This window comes from Marinomonas sp. IMCC 4694, from assembly GCF_008122525.1.
Taxonomy (GTDB): domain Bacteria; phylum Pseudomonadota; class Gammaproteobacteria; order Pseudomonadales; family Marinomonadaceae; genus Marinomonas.
On record NZ_VSRV01000001.1, the window covers coordinates 1,702,328 to 1,717,235 of the forward strand.

Genomic DNA, 14,908 nt, shown 5'->3' on the forward strand with positions numbered 1-14,908 from the left:
TACATGATATTTATGTGAAGTATGGCTTTTTTAAACAGTCTGCTTTGTTAAGGTTTTTTATATTGGTTTGTAGTGTTTCTTAGTAGCCGCGATGACTTTACTAGATAGAGTCATCGCGCTACCAAACCGAGATTAATAAGGAAAGATCTAAAGATGTATTATTTGAAGCGTGTTTCTTTTGCCCTAATGGTGGCAGGAAGTGTGAGTGGCAGTTATGCGGCACCCTTGACTCAACCAAACGCAAGTTCGTTATCCCAAGACTATAAAAGCCTTGAAAGTAAGGCGACTGTGATGCCGCAGCTTGACAATTTCACATTGAATGGGGCGCCATTAAGTGAAGACGCTGAAGGTGGCATTAAAGTCCCTTTGAACTCTATTATGTTTTCTGGAAACAGAGCGTTCGATAGCAGTGAGCTGAACACCGTGCTAGCGGTGGATAGACTTGAGGCAACGTATGACCTAGCAGGGCTAAAAGCGCTTGCTAACCGAATTAGTATTTTTTATCGTGAAAGTGGCTACCCCTTTGCGAGAGCATTTATACCCGCACAGGACTTTGGCGACGGTCAGCTGGCCATTGAAGTTGTCGAGGGCCGCTATGGTGTTGTAACAACAACCGGTGAGGCTGATCTCGTTAAAAGTACTCAAGGGTATCTTGGTGATTTAAAATTAGGATCCGTGATATATGCGCCTGAGCTTGAACGGGCTGTATTGATTCTGAGTGATCAGCCAGGTATTACCATTGTTCCAGTAATGCAGCCTAGCAAAAAAGTTGGTAGTGGGGACTTAATGGTTTCTGTGCGTGAAGGAGAGCGTTACTTTGGGTCTCTAGGGGTGGATAATTATGGTAATCGATATTCAGGAAGTGATCGCTTCTTGCTGGATTTCAGTGCTAACCGTTTATTAAAATTAGGCGATGAGCTGTCTTTTAGTACGTTTATCACCGATGAATCTACCTGGCTCGGGCAGGCGCAGTATGCATTTCCAGTGGGGTACAAAGGTCTAAGAGCAGAGCTTGGTTACTCACATTTAGATTATAATTTGATCGAAGATTTTGGAAGCGGATTTTCAGGAACTGCCACAACGCAAAGCTTTCAACTGAGTTATCCACTAGTGCGTTCAATGCTCACGAATGTAACGGCGTTAACTAAATTCAGCCGTTCAGAATATTTAGATCAGCGAGGGGGGTTTGAAGATTCAAAGGACGCTAAAAACTTACAAGTTGGTCTGCAATTTGATCATCGTGACTCATTTTACGGTGGCGGTGTAACTTACGGTAATCTTTTTAATATAAAAGCCAACATAAGTCAGTCTTCAACAGTCACTGATAGTAGTTTCAATGTACACAAAGGTCTCATTGCTCGCGTGCAAAATTTGCCATCAAGCTATTCATTGTTTACAAGCGTCAGCGGTCAGTATGCTAATCAATCTATTGACGGCACTCAGCAAACGGGCTTAGGGGGAGTGAATGGGGTTCGAGCTTATCCACAAGGTGAGGCTAGCGGCAGCAAATCACTGACCAGTCAAATAGAAATCAGATACAACAAAGATGAATATCAGCCATTTGTTTTTTATGATATAGCACGTCGTATAAAAACAGAGGACGAGACATCGCGTGATTTATCCGGGGCCGGCCTTGGTTTGAGATATACCGATAAGATGTTTAGTGCTGAAGTGCTTTCTGCTTGGAAAGTAAAGGGAGGAGACTCTGTGTCAGATAGCAAACAGCAAGATCCACAAATTTGGTTTAAAGCACGGTATAACTTTTAACAACGGTATCCTGTAAATATCTTGATCGTATACATTAATTGGAAAATGAACATGACGATAATGAAAATGATGTGCTTTATGTTGGGGATTGCGGTGAGTGGTTTAGCGATTTCCAACGAAACAGCTGAAAATGCCAGTACGGCTTATGGTGACTGGGGTGTGCAATGTGGTCAGAAGCAGAATGATACTGTAGAGGTTTGCCAAGCAACTCAAATGCTTTGGTTGGAACAGGACGATAAAAAACAAAAGCTTTTAACCTTGCTGTTAATGCCTTCCAATGATGACGGAAAAATACTGCAACTCGGTTTACCTTTAGGTGTAGATTTAAGACCAGGTATTGTCATTGCGGTTGATGACGGTAAAGAAGAATCGTTTGATTATGCTCTTTGTTCAAACCTAGATTGTTCATCCTTCGTGTTAATGACCCAAGAGCGACTTTCTGCTTTTGAAAAGGGTAATGTGTTAAAAATTGGTTTCAGACCGTTTGGTTCTCAGCAGACCGTCGTGTTGGAGGCGTCTCTAAAAGGGTTCACAAAAGCCTCTAACAGAGTAAAGTAAATTGTGTAAATTGGGGTCAGATGAAAATATTTGCACCTATGGCAATAGGTGGGTGCAACTATTTTGGGCATTCCACAGCACGTTATTCAATGTAGTAATAATCGTCTAGTATGCTTTGCAAGCGAAGACGATTTTATTGCTTCTATACATTAGCTAACGGAATACGCTAAACAGTGTAAATTGGGGTCAGATGAAAATATTTAAAATATGTTGAGATGAAAATATCTTGATGAAAATATTTGCACCTATGGCAATAGGTGGGTGCAACTATTTTGGGCATTCCACAGCACGTTATTCAATGTAGTAATAATCGTCTAGTATGCTTTGCAAGCGAAGACGATTTTATTGCTTCTATACATTAGGGAACATGCGATTAAGTCGGTAACATGAGATAATCTCGCCGACTTAAGACAACTACGACGCCTACCGATCATGAACCAGCTTTCCTTCGCCGACACCGAATTTACCAGCAAACGCCGCAAGACTCGCAAAGAACTCTTTCTTGGTCGAATGGATGAATTGATTCCTTGGCAGCAGCTTGAAGCCCAAATTGAACCCTTCTATCCAAAAGCAGGTAATGGACGTCGCCCATATCCTTTGTCTACCATGTTGCGCATTCACTTTATGCAGAACTGGTACAACATGGGAGACCCTGCAATGGAAGACGCTCTTTATGAGATTACCTCTATGCGGCTTTTTGCTGGGTTATCCTTAGAAGGTGCGATACCTGATCACACAACTATTATGAATTTCAGGCACTTACTGGAAAAGCATAAGCTTGGACGAAAACTATTTAAAGAAGTCCATAAATGGCTATCAGACTCAGGTATTTACTTCAAAGAAGGCACCATCGTTGACGCGACTATTATTGAAGCCGCTAGCTCGACCAAAAATAAAGCCAAATCACGTGATCCAGAAATGCACCAAACTAAGAAGGGAAACCAATGGTTCTTCGGATTAAAAGCACATATTGGAGTCGATGCTAAACGTGGCTTGGTGCATAGTTTCACCACCACTTCTGCCAATGAACATGACCTAAACCAAATCACTGAGCTCATGCATGGCGATGAGACGTTTGTCTATGCTGACTCGGGCTACCGTGGCGTGGAAAAACGTGAGGAAACCAAAGATAAGACGTTGGAGTGGTTGATTGCGGAGATGCCAAGCAAGGTTCGGGAATGGAAAAAGCATCCCCGTATTAATAAAATCCCCATCAATACTGAGTACATAAAAGCGAGCATCAGAGCAAAAGTAGAGCACCCGTTTCGGATACTGATGTGCCAGTTTGGCTTCCGCAAAGTGGTCTATAAAGGTCTATCAAAAAATGACAATAAGCTCGCGGTGTTGTTTGCACTGGGAAACATACTGCGAGTGGATCAGATGATAAGGTCTGCACGGGGTTAATCCGTCTTGATGATGGTAGTTGGAGCTTTTAAGCCTTCAACTAGAGAATAAGAAACACTAAAAACCGAGGTTTTTAGTGAATTAAAGAGCGAATCAGGCCAGCTGCGACTTAGTGCTAATAATCTGACTTAATCGCACATTCCCTAGTGTACAGGCTCAAGCACTAGTAAGTAAAAACACTGTCTTTTTGTTCAATTACTCATGTGGAGTCGCTAACCACCAATCTTCCATCAGTAGCCTTCTTTTTTGAAGTAAATCACCACGTTGGTAAGCGGCTTCTGCTTGGTCCTTCAGTTTATGCGCAAGAGCGTGTTCAATGACCTCTCTGGGAAAGCTGGTTGTTTCCCCCGCCCAGTCACGAAAAGTTGAACGAAAACCGTGTTGGGTTAAGTCTCTACGATCCATGCGCTTTAGAACGGCCGTAAGCGTCATATCTGACATCTGCTTACCTTGTTGACCTGGGAAGACTAAAATGCCACCAGCAACCCTAGGGAGCTCTTGAAGTATCTTAATGGCACCGGTTGAAAGAGGGACTCGATGTTCCTTGCGGGCTTTCATGCGTTCTGCTGGAACTATCCATATCTTGTTTTCAAAATCAATTTCATCCCATGTGGCGCCTCGTACTTCACCAGAGCGAGCAACCGTTAAAATTGAAAACTCTAGCGCTCTGGCAGCAAGGCCAGGGCGCTTGGAAAGCTCTTTCATAAAATTAGCAATGTCAGCATAAGGAAGGGCGGCATGGTGCTTGCGATTTTGTATTTTACTTGGTTCGGGAAGTAGCGGTTTAAGCATGCCTTTCCAACCCGCTGGATTATCACCGTCTCTAAATTCTTTTGCCTTCGCATAATCCAAGATTGTTTCAATGCGACCACGAAGGCGACTGGCCGTTTCATTCTTTTCAAGCCATATAGGTTGAAGTACTTCAAGAATGTGTGTTTTGTTTATTTGGTTTACCGGCAAATGACCAATAACAGGGAAGGCGTATTGCTCCAAACTAGAACGCCATTGTGCGATATGCTTAATATTCTTTAGCTCTTTTTCTTTGATGTTCAACACTAACTGAGCGCACTCACTAAAGGTGGTGTTTCTGGCTTGCTGCCGAATAGCTTCGGCTTTGCGTTCTTTTTTGGCTTCAAGAGGGTTGATGCCGGCTTTGATCTCACTACGAAGCTCTCTGGCTTTATCTCTCGCTTCAGAAAGAGTAACTTCAGGGTAGCTGCCTAATCCAAGGAAAAGCCGGTTAGGTACTTCTTTGCCTGATTTGTCTATTCTGGTCCCCATAAGCATGTTGAGAACCCAGCTTCTAGAATTACCTGCCACTTTTAATGATAGGCCGCTGACACCGCCAACGGCATGACGACCGTCTTTTTTTATCTTAGAGACAGCTAGGGCAGTAAGCTCTTTTACAATTTTTGGCATCGAATTTCCTTGTACATCAACCAGTACATCAATAGAAGCAGGATTTTAGTATATCTGGCTGGATGCTATTGGAAAAGTATTTTTTATAAGCCACTGATATATAATGAATTATTATATTACATTAGACTTTACTGGAACTTATCATGGCGGACTTGCTCACCGCCATTTTTACAAAAAAAGACGTCCAAGGGCGTCTTTTTTTGTGTCTACTCCCATGTCGCGTCTTTTTCTGACAGATTAAATCTTACGTTACGTCCATCTGAGCATAGCTGTGTGACAGACTGCGGGGAGCCATCTGCGTTGAGTATGACTAAGCTGACACCGGAACCATTTAGTAGCCGCTCACCCTGGGCGGCGGTTTCAGGTTTGTGCGGGATGACTTTCATGCTGCGACGTCGTGTAAACCAGTTTAATGGCGAGCGCGGAGAATAGAGCCAGCGATTCAACCGATCAAAGGTGTCTAATAAGGTGGCGGGGAATTCATTTTTAATCCCGCTGCTGGTAATTTGCCAGAGGTCTGGTCCGCGCCTTGGGCCGCGTAACTGTATCTCGTATACAAAGGAATAGTGTACGTCACCAGAAAGAATGACGAAATTCTTTGGTGTTTGTTTGTGTCTAAAGAGATTTATTAAAGCGTATGCTGAGCCTGGATGCGCCATCCAATTTTCAGCATCGACCATCAAAGGCTTCCCCATCCAAGTAAACAGCTTTTGTATGGCTTCTATTAATTTCACACCAAAAATGGGTGCTGGTGACACTAGCACGACGGCATCGAGCCCTTTTAGTTGGTGCTGTAGGTCGGTTATCGATTCCCAATCCATTAATCCAGACGGACTGTTTAAGGATTGTTCAGAACGCCAACGTTGTGTTCTGGTATCCAATACCATTAGAGGCGGCGATGTTTGCCACGTGTAATGCCAGGCAGAAAACTGGAATAAGGCCCTTATAAGTGAATCGTGCTCGTCTGTCCCTGGTGAATGAAGTACGTTTTGTATCTTTTTCATCAAAGGTTTTGAAAAGTGCTCTGGTGCGTTCCCCCAACCTTGACACAATAGATAGCCTATCAGAGCATTGCCTATAATTCGCGCGGAAAAAGGGTGTTCGTAAGCGGCTTTTTCCCACGCGGCGGTTAAGTTCCAATCGTCGGTAATGTCATGATCATCAAATATCATCGCTACCGGCAGATGCGCTAATGCTCTACGTACTTTAGGTAAGCCGTTGACAAAGTTCTGTAAGTTCGCGTGCTGTTTTGTATAAGTCTCGCGCTGCTCTTCGGTTAAGCCGGAGGGTATTGACCAGCCTTTTGGGGCCAGCAGTATTTCCCACGCTTGAGGTGACCAAACGAGCGCGTACATGCCTAACACTTCAGCTAAGGAGATTAGATGGTTGTGTGCTGTGTCCGTGGTGAATATTGGTTTGCGCGCACCACCAAACACGTGATCTAACATGCCTCGATTAGCATCGTTTTCGGGTAACAGATTTTCCCTAGAAAAATAATAAGGTGAGTGATTATGAAGTGCTTGTGAGTGCTCGACCGCAACGCACGGAAGTGCTTCGACTGGAAAATTGAGCTGTTGAATCAGTTGGTGAATGGCCCACAGCATCGGAGAGGCAACGTCGTCAGCGTAGATTTGGTCGCCACTCATCATAAGTAAACTTGGCCAGTCTTCTGGTGTTGACTTCTGCAACAGCTCGTCGACACGCAACAAACCATCGTCACTAGGGTGGTGAGGTTTACGGCAAGAGCCATGAAGAATCCGAGCTAGTGATGGCTGCAGGACAAAAAAAGGGTAAGGCTGATTATCATAAACAATGTCTTTGGCCCAATGCGTCCAATCTAAACCGTTTAACCGTAAGTCGTAATAAATGGTTTTTTTGGTTGGCAGTGATGAGGCAATGTTAAGATCAAGTAAATGAATGTAGAGCTGTTCGGCTGCTTTTATTTCTGTATGAGCGTCTTGGAGCTGGTCGGTGTCTAAAGACAGTGCCACTTGTAAAGCGCTTAAATCACCAAGCAACAGATCGAGCGATACGGACGCAGATTCCGTCGTTAACCACCAAAAAGTCACTCTATTTGGTGTCATTCGACGAAGAATAGGGCCAGCTAAAACCTGCACATTTTACACCGACAATCGATCGGCTTGAGTAAACACAATAGGGCGACCTTCTTTTGTTGTGGACGTCACCGTCATCCTAGCCTTGAGTATGAGTTGCTCATTGTCCTTACGAAACAATTTTTGACAAAAAACAAATTTCAATTTCGACGTGCGTTCCACATGGGTCTGTACATAAAACACTTCGTGACTTCGTAGTGAACGTTTGTATTCGAGTTCGGCCTTAATAAGGACCAGGTAAACGCCTTGTTGCGTAATGGCTGCGAAATCTAATCCACGCGATTTGATAAACTCGTGTCTTGCATGCTCTAAATAGTTCTGATAAACCGCATTGTTTACAATGCCTTGCATATCGCATTCATAATCTCGAACTTCAAAGTCAATTTTGTGCACCGAAGTTGATATGTCCATATCTTAGCCTTTGTGTGCCATTAAAAGAGGGTTATTCATGATGGGCAATGACGTTTTTACCGGAACGCTTAGCGTGCTGTAAATAATTCTTAGTGCGTGTAATTAATTCAGTCGGACTTTCGTCACCATACAGGGTAGCTACTCCAATGGAAACTGTGACTTGGTTCAGCAGTGCTTTAGAGTTTTTGTTACTAATTTTTTGCATGGAAACCGCGTTTCTAATGGTTTCAGCAAAATGAGAGCCCATGCTTAATTCTGTTTCGCTGAGCAGCATTGCGAATTGCCCGCCTTTTAAACGAGCAATAAAGCCGTTTTCAGGTAAACTTTCGAGTAACAAGTTGGCAATGTAACGAATTAATGAGGTTCCCGCTTTGACGCCATGAAGTCGGTTTATTTCACCAAGGTTATCAATGTCGATAATAAGTAACGTCAAATCGTCTTCGGCATGAGGAGTCAGTGAAAATAATGAGCGCTCAAAGCCAGCCGCGTTCGCCAGTAGGGTTAAGTTATCAATTTCGGTGCTTTTCTTAGCTTCTGATAGCTCAGCACGAAGAACAGCCAGTTCTTCATGTGCAGCATTTAATGATTCGCAAAACGATTCAACCGCTTGGCTGGCATGGAAAGCGCTTTTATCAATCATTAATACGAGTTTATCCAGTTGCTGGGGATCACTGGTTTTTTTGATGGCTTTTCTAGCTTTTCGTAGTGTGCGGTTAAATTGGCCCAACTCATCCGACGTACCCGCGGTATGAGTTTCCAAGTCACAGGTGAGCTTTTTGAGAGCGGCCCCTTGATGCTGTGTATTTTGATATTCTTCTGGTAGAAAGAACTCATTGAAAATTTCTTTTGATACAAAGGCTGGTAAACCACCAAATCGTCTTAAGGCCCGGTCTACTAATTGATTTAATGTCGGATTTCTATTGGACGCATACTCATACCAGATACCATAATTGTAAGGTGTAGGGGGGATGTTGAGCTTCACCATTAACGGAATCGCTGATCGCATGAGTCGATTGGCTTGTTTTATATTGTGTTGGAACATGTACACCTCTACTGCCATTTAATAACCACTAAGACGTCCCATTTCATTGGTGGTAGTTATGTTTTGCATAATCTGCGTGAAAAGATACAACCATGTCACGCTTATGATCAAAATCTAATCTATATCATTGTTATAGATACAATTTATACTAAATGGAATGGCGCTTAATAGCTATTACCCACCCGTAAATTTACTAAAAAAACCGGCTTTATCAAGTAGATCTTTTATTTTTTGGCGGTTATCACCTTGCACTTCAATTTGCCCATCCTTGACCGCTCCACCTGTGCCACATTGGGTTTTTAGCGTTTTACCCAATTTTTTAAGCGCTTCTTCAGTAAGTGGTAAACCTGTTATAACCGTAACGCCTTTACCTTTACGACCTTTTGTTTCTAGCGCGATCCGCACGTTTCCATTGCCAATGACACTGTCTTTTTTACACTGGCAGGCGTCAATCGGAAATTCGCATTGTGTACACAACCTACCTTTATCAGTGGAATACACAAGGTTACGGTTCTTCATGGCAGTGTTCGCCTATATTGATGAATGTGAGTGTTTATGCCAATCCTTATAACACAATTTTCTGTTCTTTATGTGACAATCCTATTTGGTGTAAGGCTGCTCAATACGCAGCTAATGTCTTCGCTCAGTGTCGCGTTTAAGAGCATGGCTTGATTTGTGACTGGGTGGCGAAACATGAGCTCTGACGCATGCAACATAAGCCTAAAATGCTCTGGCCAGTGTTCTTTAACCACTTTGTTAACATGACGACAGCCATAACAGGAGTCCCCGACCAATGGATTTAAATGATGTTTAAAATGGCGTCTGATTTGATGCTTTCGACCCTGTTTAGGTCGAACTTCTACCCAGCTTAACCGTAAACTCGCATATCGGCTAACCGGAATAGGCAATTCAAAACGTTGCAAACAACGAAATTGCGTTTCTGCTTCACGTTCCGTGCCTTCAATTTTAAAACGGGAGCGACCTTTTTGCTCATTGAGCTTAGCTAGAGGGTAATCAATAACGCCTTGCTCATCACAAAAACCTCGCACCAAACAATGATACGTTTTTTGTGTCGTAGCATTGGCAAACTGCTCCGCTAATTGTCTGGCAATATTTGGGGTAAACGCCATAACCAAGACACCCGACGTTCCTCTGTCTAGGCGATGAACGGGGAATACCCATTTACCCGTTTGGTCTCTAAGTCTCTGTACGACGGCGTCTTCCTCATCTTTGGCCAAATGTGTTCTGTGCACCAGCAGCCCTGACGGCTTATTTACCACAACTAAGTGTTCATCTTGAAAAAGAATGTCGAGTGTCATTGAGTGCCATCTGTTTGAGTGACATCTGTTTGAGTCACATCTATGTGGACGTCATTTAAGTGATCGCCATTTATAAAATGGGCGATCTTGTCCATGGCCATGTTCGCCAGAGTTTGCATAGATTCGCTACTGGCCCAGGCAATATGAGGGGTCAGTAAAAAATCTGGTCGTTGACTGAGTGCTTGAAGAGGGTGGTTTATCGGCATAGGCTCTTGCGTGGCGACATCAAACGCAGCGCCAGCGATCGTGTGATGATTAAAAGCAGTAACCAAGGCCTGTTCGTCAACGATTCCACCGCGGCTAATGTTTAATAACAAGCAAGTAGGTTTCATCAGCGCAAATTCAGCATGACTGATCAGGTTCTTAGTGTCGTCAGTTAGTGGGCAATTGATACTGATAACATCGGCACGGGCAATGGCATTTTCAAACGAAACGTAACCGTCGCGGATGATGTTTGTGTGCTTTCGCTCTGCAAACACCACATTCATTCCAAAAGCACGCGCAATCCCGGCCACTTTTTGGCCGAGTGTTCCACCACCAATGATACAAAGAGTCGATCCCGAGAGATCTTTGATCGGATGATCCAAAAAGCAAAAGTATTCTGCTTGCGCCCACTTTCCCGCTTTTACATCATCAAGATAACAGGTTAAATTTCGACGCAATGCCAACAACATGGCAAAAGTGTGCTCTGGAACACTGATAGTAGAATACCCGGCAACATTCTGAACACGAATTCCTCGTGCTTCACAGGCCACAAGATCGACATTATTGGTTCCTGTTGCCATCACTTGAATGAGCCGTAAATGGTCAGCTGTATATAACGCGTTCGCATCGATCAGAGCTTTGTTTGTTAGAACAATGTCTGCATCCTTGATGCGCTCAGCGACCTGTTGCAAAGACGTATTATTGTATTCAATCACCTCAGTAACAGAGGCGGGTAACCTAAAGGAAACACCGTCTGGAAAAGACCCTCTGTCTAAAAAAACCGCTTTCATTTATTTTTCCTTATTATTCTTGCCTCAGTGTTATCTAATAAAGGCATTAGGTAGGGCAAAATATTGCTTAACACAACAGGCTGACCGGCTTTGTTGGGGTGTAAGCCGTCGCTTTGCATAAGATCAGGGTTGAGCGCGACGTTTTCCAGCATAAAGGGCAAATATGCCACTTCGTGCTGAGCTGCAATGTCTTTGTACAAATTGAAAAACATTTGTGTGTAGCGCTTTCCATAGTTTTGCGGAATCTGGTTGCCAATAAGCAACACCGTAGCGTCATTACTTTGGGCTTGCTCAATCATGGTATTTAGATTGTTTGTGGTCTGTCCCAGCGGGTAACCACGTAAAGCATCATTAGCGCCCAGTTCCAAAATAACCCAATGAGGTTGGTAAGTATTGAGCAAAGCATCAAAACGAGATAAACCGCCTTGCGTTGTTTCACCGCTAACGCTGGCATTAACCACTTTTATGTCAGGATGCGTCTGAGAAAGTTGAGTTTCGAGTAAACTTACCCAGCCGTCTTGTTGTCGTAAATTATACGCCGCGCTGAGGCTGTCGCCCATCACTAAGAGTGTGGAGGCCGCAGTAAGCGAACTCATTAAAAGCAGCGTTATTATGATACTTAGTTGCTTTATTTGCCTTTTATAAAACATATTAACCCTTTTTAGAGTGATTCATTATGGCCAGAAGTACCGTGATCAAAGTAGCTAATTTAACCCATACTGTGACATCAAATACAGGGGATTTGACCATATTGAAAGGAATTAATATGGAAATCCAAGAAAGTGAGTCCGTTGCTATTGTTGGTTCATCGGGCTCTGGAAAGTCTACTTTGCTAGGGTTGCTTGCCGGATTAGATGTCAACACCTCGGGGGAAATTCATTTGTACGAACATGAATTTTCTCGCCAAACAGAAGAGCAACGCGCTTTATTACGTGGCCAATATGTGGGGTTTGTGTTTCAGTCCTTCCATCTTTTACCCAGCTTACAAGCCATTGAAAACGTGATGTTGCCGGCTGAATTAAAAGGCGATAGAGAAGCCCGTAAAAAAGCCGAACGGTTACTCGAAAAAGTAGGCCTGTCACATCGTCTGACTCATTATCCCAATCAATTATCGGGTGGCGAACAGCAGCGTGTCGCTATTGCGAGAGCGTTTGCGTCTGATCCCAAAATTCTTTTTGCAGACGAGCCTACCGGTAATCTTGATGAAGAAAACGGGCAGTTGATCATTAAGCTGTTGTTTGATCTAAACCAATCCCAAGGCACAACCTTAGTGATGGTGACGCATGACAACGGTTTAGCCCAAATGTGTGACCGTCAGTTGGTCATGTCTGCTGGCCAATTAACGGAAAAAACAGTATGAGTTTTACCTTTCGATTAATGTTTCGTGACATTCGTAGCGGTGATTTACTGACGCTTCTGTTGGCATTGGTTATCTCGGTCAGCACGGTAACATCAATAGGATTATTTATTGACCGCTTGCAATTATCTTTCGAGCAAGAATCCGCCAACTTATTGGCGGCCGATCGATTGGTACGTTCAGATGATGCGATCCCAGAGCAATGGAAATCACGGGCAGCCTCCTTGTCTTTGCAATACGCCGAGCGAACGTCGTTTACCACCATGATGTTTGCCAATGACGCCTTACAGCTTTCCCAATTGAGCGCAGTCAGTGAAGGTTATCCACTGAAAGGGGCGTATTTAGTGGACGACACGCTTTTTGGAACAGGGCAGCCTTTACAAGGTATTCCATTACCTGGGGCGGTATGGGTGTCTTCACGTTTGGCCAGCTTACTCAATATCCAGTTAGGCGATGTTGTTGAAGTGGGTGACGTGAAACTAAAAGTGACTCAGTACTTAGTACGAGACCCAGGTTCAAGTACGTCAGCATTTGCCATCTCGCCCAGAGCGGTGATGAATATGAGTGATTTGGCCGCGACCAATGTGATTATTCCGGGAAGCCGAGTACGATATTCTTTGCTACTAGCGGGGGAGCGTGATGCTTTGAGCCAATACGAGGATTGGATTGTGCCGCAATTAAACGAAGGCCAACGTTGGCGCACGCCGACGCAACAGGGCGACCGAATTGGCGATACGATTGGACGCGCCGAGTCGTTTCTTTTGTTGGCTGGGACCTTGGCTGTTGTGATGTCGGGGGTGGCAATGGCATTGGCTTCCGCACGTTTTGTGAAGCGCCATTTGATGCAAGTGGCGATTTTAAAAACGTTGGGCGCGACGCCGAAGTTGTTGGGAAAGGTTTTCTTTCAGCAACTCTTCGTTCTGTTTGTAGTAGGTGCGTTAGTGGGGTTAGGAGTAGGTTGGGCCATACAAGAGCTCATTGCTTCTTTATTATCCGGCTTAATGTCCACCGCCTTACCTGAGCCGTCGGTGTCACGTTTGTGGCTGGGTGCGGCAACCGGTTTGATCTCTATGTTGGTGTTTTGTTTGCCACTAATGGCGCATTTGATCAAGATTTCTCCTTTGTCTGTTTTACAACCCAACGCGAAAATCGAGCTGAACACGTTTTTCATTTATCTGATTGGCTTCGTTGGCATGTATGGCCTGATGTGCATTTACACAAAAGGCTTTTTGTTGCCAAGCATTATGACAGCGGCGATTGCAGGCATTGCTGTTCTGGTTGGGGTCATTGGCTGGTTGGCCTTTAAATTAGGGCGAACGCTAACCTCAGGCGCCACCAGCGGGTGGCAAATTGGTTTAGCGTCCTTGTATCGCCGACTGGTGCCCAATTTGTTTCAATTGCTGGTGTTTACGCTCATTATTATGCTGACCTTGATTCTCGTCGGTGTAAAATCCAGTTTGATTGCGGACTGGCAACAGCAATTACCAGAAGACGCTCCCAACCACTACTTGTTCAATGTACAAGCCAACCAGATCGATGAGATCAATGGGAAAACCAACGCTCTTGGCGTTGAGCAATCCGATTGGTTTCCTATGGTGCGTGGCCGCGTCACCATCGTAAATGGCGTGACAATCCAGTCTTTATACCCAGATGGTCGCGGTGAGCCTGAATTGTACGATCGTGAACTTAACCTGACGTGGTCCGATACACTTGGTAAAGGCAACGAAGTGGTTGAAGGGGATTTTGCTGCGCAAGGGCTGTCTGTCGAGCAGCGCTCAGCAAGTGAAGCGGGGCTAAAAATGGGCGATATTCTGACCATTAATATTGGCGGCACTCTTGTGACCTTGCCTATTACCTCAATTCGCACCGTTGATTGGGGGTCGATGCAACCTAACTTTTATCTGATCTTACCTAAAAGCGCATTGGAAGATTACCCTGCTAATTTTGTCAGCAGCGTATTTGTCGATGAAGCAAAAGCACAATCGTTTTATCAAGTTATGGCGAGTTTTCCAACGGTGTCTATTTTGAACGTTGGTGACATTTTGCAACAAGTGCAAACCATTATTGGCCAATTGTCTAAAGCGATTCAGCTGGTGTTGTTTTGTATTTTAAGCGCAGGGGCTTTGGTACTTTTAGCCAGTGTGCGCTCGACGTTAGAAGAAAGGCTAGAAGAAGGGGCCTTGTTGCGAGTGTTGGGCGCAAGGGGCGCCCTAGTAAGGCAGGCTTTGCTGGTGGAATTTGGCGCGCTGGGCTTTTTTGCTGGGTTAATCGCGGCAATCGGCGCCGAAACCTGCTTGTACGGTTTGCAGGTATTTGTATTTAACACACAAGCCAGTTTTCATCCTATGCTGTGGATGCTTGGCCCAGGGATTGGGGTAGTAGTTATCACGACTATTGGCTTATTTGCCAGCCGCACCGTGCTAAAAGTACCGCCAATGTTATTGTTACGCGGTTTATAATTGTGGTTATAACTCGCTGTGTTTGTTAGCCATTGTGGTAATGAATAATAAAAAGACGGCTTG

General features: G+C 44.3%; 13 protein-coding genes. 5 read left to right on the top strand and 8 right to left on the bottom strand.

The features are described 5' to 3' along the window. Positions 1-153 precede the first annotated feature (153 nt). The 3 genes from FXV75_RS07690 to FXV75_RS07700 all read left to right on the top strand — a co-directional run bounded on the left by FXV75_RS07690 (position 154) and on the right by FXV75_RS07700 (position 3,729). Positions 154-1,767: a ShlB/FhaC/HecB family hemolysin secretion/activation protein gene (locus FXV75_RS07690; RefSeq protein WP_148832243.1), complete on the top strand. Its 1,614-nt coding sequence runs from the start codon at positions 154-156 to the stop codon at positions 1,765-1,767. 51 nt (positions 1,768-1,818) lie between these two features. Next, positions 1,819-2,325: an invasion associated locus B family protein gene (locus FXV75_RS07695; protein WP_187424865.1), complete on the top strand. Its 507-nt coding sequence runs from the start codon at positions 1,819-1,821 to the stop codon at positions 2,323-2,325. 429 nt (positions 2,326-2,754) lie between these two features. After that, a complete protein-coding gene (locus tag FXV75_RS07700; protein ID WP_262368604.1) occupies positions 2,755-3,729 on the top strand; it encodes an IS5 family transposase in 975 nt (324 codons plus the stop codon). 195 nt (positions 3,730-3,924) lie between these two features. Here FXV75_RS07700 and FXV75_RS07705 read toward each other — a convergent pair whose 3' ends face one another. From FXV75_RS07705 to FXV75_RS07740, 8 genes are all read right to left on the bottom strand, one after another. Further along, on the bottom strand, positions 3,925-5,148 hold the full coding sequence (locus tag FXV75_RS07705) for a tyrosine-type recombinase/integrase (protein ID WP_148832250.1): 1,224 nt from the start codon (positions 5,146-5,148) through the stop codon (positions 3,925-3,927). A 206-nt stretch (positions 5,149-5,354) separates the two neighbouring features. Continuing rightward, positions 5,355-7,265 carry an alkaline phosphatase D family protein gene (locus FXV75_RS07710; RefSeq protein WP_222863103.1) on the bottom strand — a complete coding sequence of 637 codons (1,911 nt, stop codon included), beginning with the start codon at positions 7,263-7,265 and terminating at the stop codon, positions 5,355-5,357. Positions 7,266-7,268: 3 nt separating this feature from the next. Continuing rightward, positions 7,269-7,673 carry an acyl-CoA thioesterase gene (locus FXV75_RS07715; RefSeq protein ID WP_148832252.1) on the bottom strand — a complete coding sequence of 135 codons (405 nt, stop codon included), beginning with the start codon at positions 7,671-7,673 and terminating at the stop codon, positions 7,269-7,271. Between the two features lie 31 nt (positions 7,674-7,704). Then, on the bottom strand, positions 7,705-8,715 hold the full coding sequence (locus FXV75_RS07720) for a GGDEF domain-containing protein (RefSeq protein WP_262368487.1): 1,011 nt from the start codon (positions 8,713-8,715) through the stop codon (positions 7,705-7,707). A 174-nt stretch (positions 8,716-8,889) separates the two neighbouring features. After that, positions 8,890-9,234 carry a stress response translation initiation inhibitor YciH gene (gene yciH / locus FXV75_RS07725; RefSeq protein ID WP_148832256.1) on the bottom strand — a complete coding sequence of 115 codons (345 nt, stop codon included), beginning with the start codon at positions 9,232-9,234 and terminating at the stop codon, positions 8,890-8,892. A gap of 68 nt (positions 9,235-9,302) precedes the next feature. After that, the gene (locus tag FXV75_RS07730) at positions 9,303-10,034 is read right to left on the bottom strand and encodes a pseudouridine synthase (RefSeq protein ID WP_148832258.1); all 732 of its coding nucleotides are present in this window, start codon (positions 10,032-10,034) and stop codon (positions 9,303-9,305) included. Continuing rightward, on the bottom strand, positions 10,031-11,029 hold the full coding sequence (locus FXV75_RS07735) for a D-2-hydroxyacid dehydrogenase (protein WP_148832260.1): 999 nt from the start codon (positions 11,027-11,029) through the stop codon (positions 10,031-10,033). The genes FXV75_RS07730 and FXV75_RS07735 overlap by 4 nt, the downstream gene beginning before the upstream one ends. Further along, positions 11,026-11,625 (bottom strand): arylesterase, encoded by a 600-nt coding sequence (locus FXV75_RS07740; RefSeq protein ID WP_262368488.1) that lies wholly within the window; start codon positions 11,623-11,625, stop codon positions 11,026-11,028. The genes FXV75_RS07735 and FXV75_RS07740 overlap by 4 nt, the downstream gene beginning before the upstream one ends. 80 nt (positions 11,626-11,705) lie before the next feature. Here FXV75_RS07740 and FXV75_RS07745 point away from each other — a divergent pair, with 80 nt between their 5' ends. Both FXV75_RS07745 and FXV75_RS07750 read left to right on the top strand, forming a co-directional pair. After that, positions 11,706-12,389, top strand: coding sequence for an ABC transporter ATP-binding protein (locus tag FXV75_RS07745; protein ID WP_148832264.1), 684 nt, complete (start codon positions 11,706-11,708; stop codon positions 12,387-12,389). Then, positions 12,386-14,845, top strand: a complete 2,460-nt coding sequence (locus tag FXV75_RS07750) for an ABC transporter permease (protein WP_148832266.1) — start codon at positions 12,386-12,388, stop codon at positions 14,843-14,845. The genes FXV75_RS07745 and FXV75_RS07750 overlap by 4 nt, the downstream gene beginning before the upstream one ends. Positions 14,846-14,908: the final 63 nt, after the last annotated feature.

Excerpts from the sequence above, each read along its gene's own strand:
- FXV75_RS07690 (WP_148832243.1), top strand. The coding sequence starts at position 154 with ATGTATTATTTGAAGCGTGTTTCTTTTGCCCTAATGGTGGCAGGAAGT.
- FXV75_RS07695 (WP_187424865.1), top strand. The coding sequence starts at position 1,819 with ATGACGATAATGAAAATGATGTGCTTTATGTTGGGGATTGCGGTGAGT.
- FXV75_RS07705 (WP_148832250.1), bottom strand. The coding sequence starts at position 5,148 with ATGCCAAAAATTGTAAAAGAGCTTACTGCCCTAGCTGTCTCTAAGATA.
- FXV75_RS07715 (WP_148832252.1), bottom strand. The coding sequence starts at position 7,673 with ATGGACATATCAACTTCGGTGCACAAAATTGACTTTGAAGTTCGAGAT.
- FXV75_RS07720 (WP_262368487.1), bottom strand. The coding sequence starts at position 8,715 with ATGTTCCAACACAATATAAAACAAGCCAATCGACTCATGCGATCAGCG.
- yciH (WP_148832256.1), bottom strand. The coding sequence starts at position 9,234 with ATGAAGAACCGTAACCTTGTGTATTCCACTGATAAAGGTAGGTTGTGT.
- FXV75_RS07730 (WP_148832258.1), bottom strand. The coding sequence starts at position 10,034 with ATGACACTCGACATTCTTTTTCAAGATGAACACTTAGTTGTGGTAAAT.
- FXV75_RS07735 (WP_148832260.1), bottom strand. The coding sequence starts at position 11,029 with ATGAAAGCGGTTTTTTTAGACAGAGGGTCTTTTCCAGACGGTGTTTCC.
- FXV75_RS07740 (WP_262368488.1), bottom strand. The coding sequence starts at position 11,625 with ATGAGTTCGCTTACTGCGGCCTCCACACTCTTAGTGATGGGCGACAGC.
- FXV75_RS07745 (WP_148832264.1), top strand. The coding sequence starts at position 11,706 with ATGGCCAGAAGTACCGTGATCAAAGTAGCTAATTTAACCCATACTGTG.
- FXV75_RS07750 (WP_148832266.1), top strand. The coding sequence starts at position 12,386 with ATGAGTTTTACCTTTCGATTAATGTTTCGTGACATTCGTAGCGGTGAT.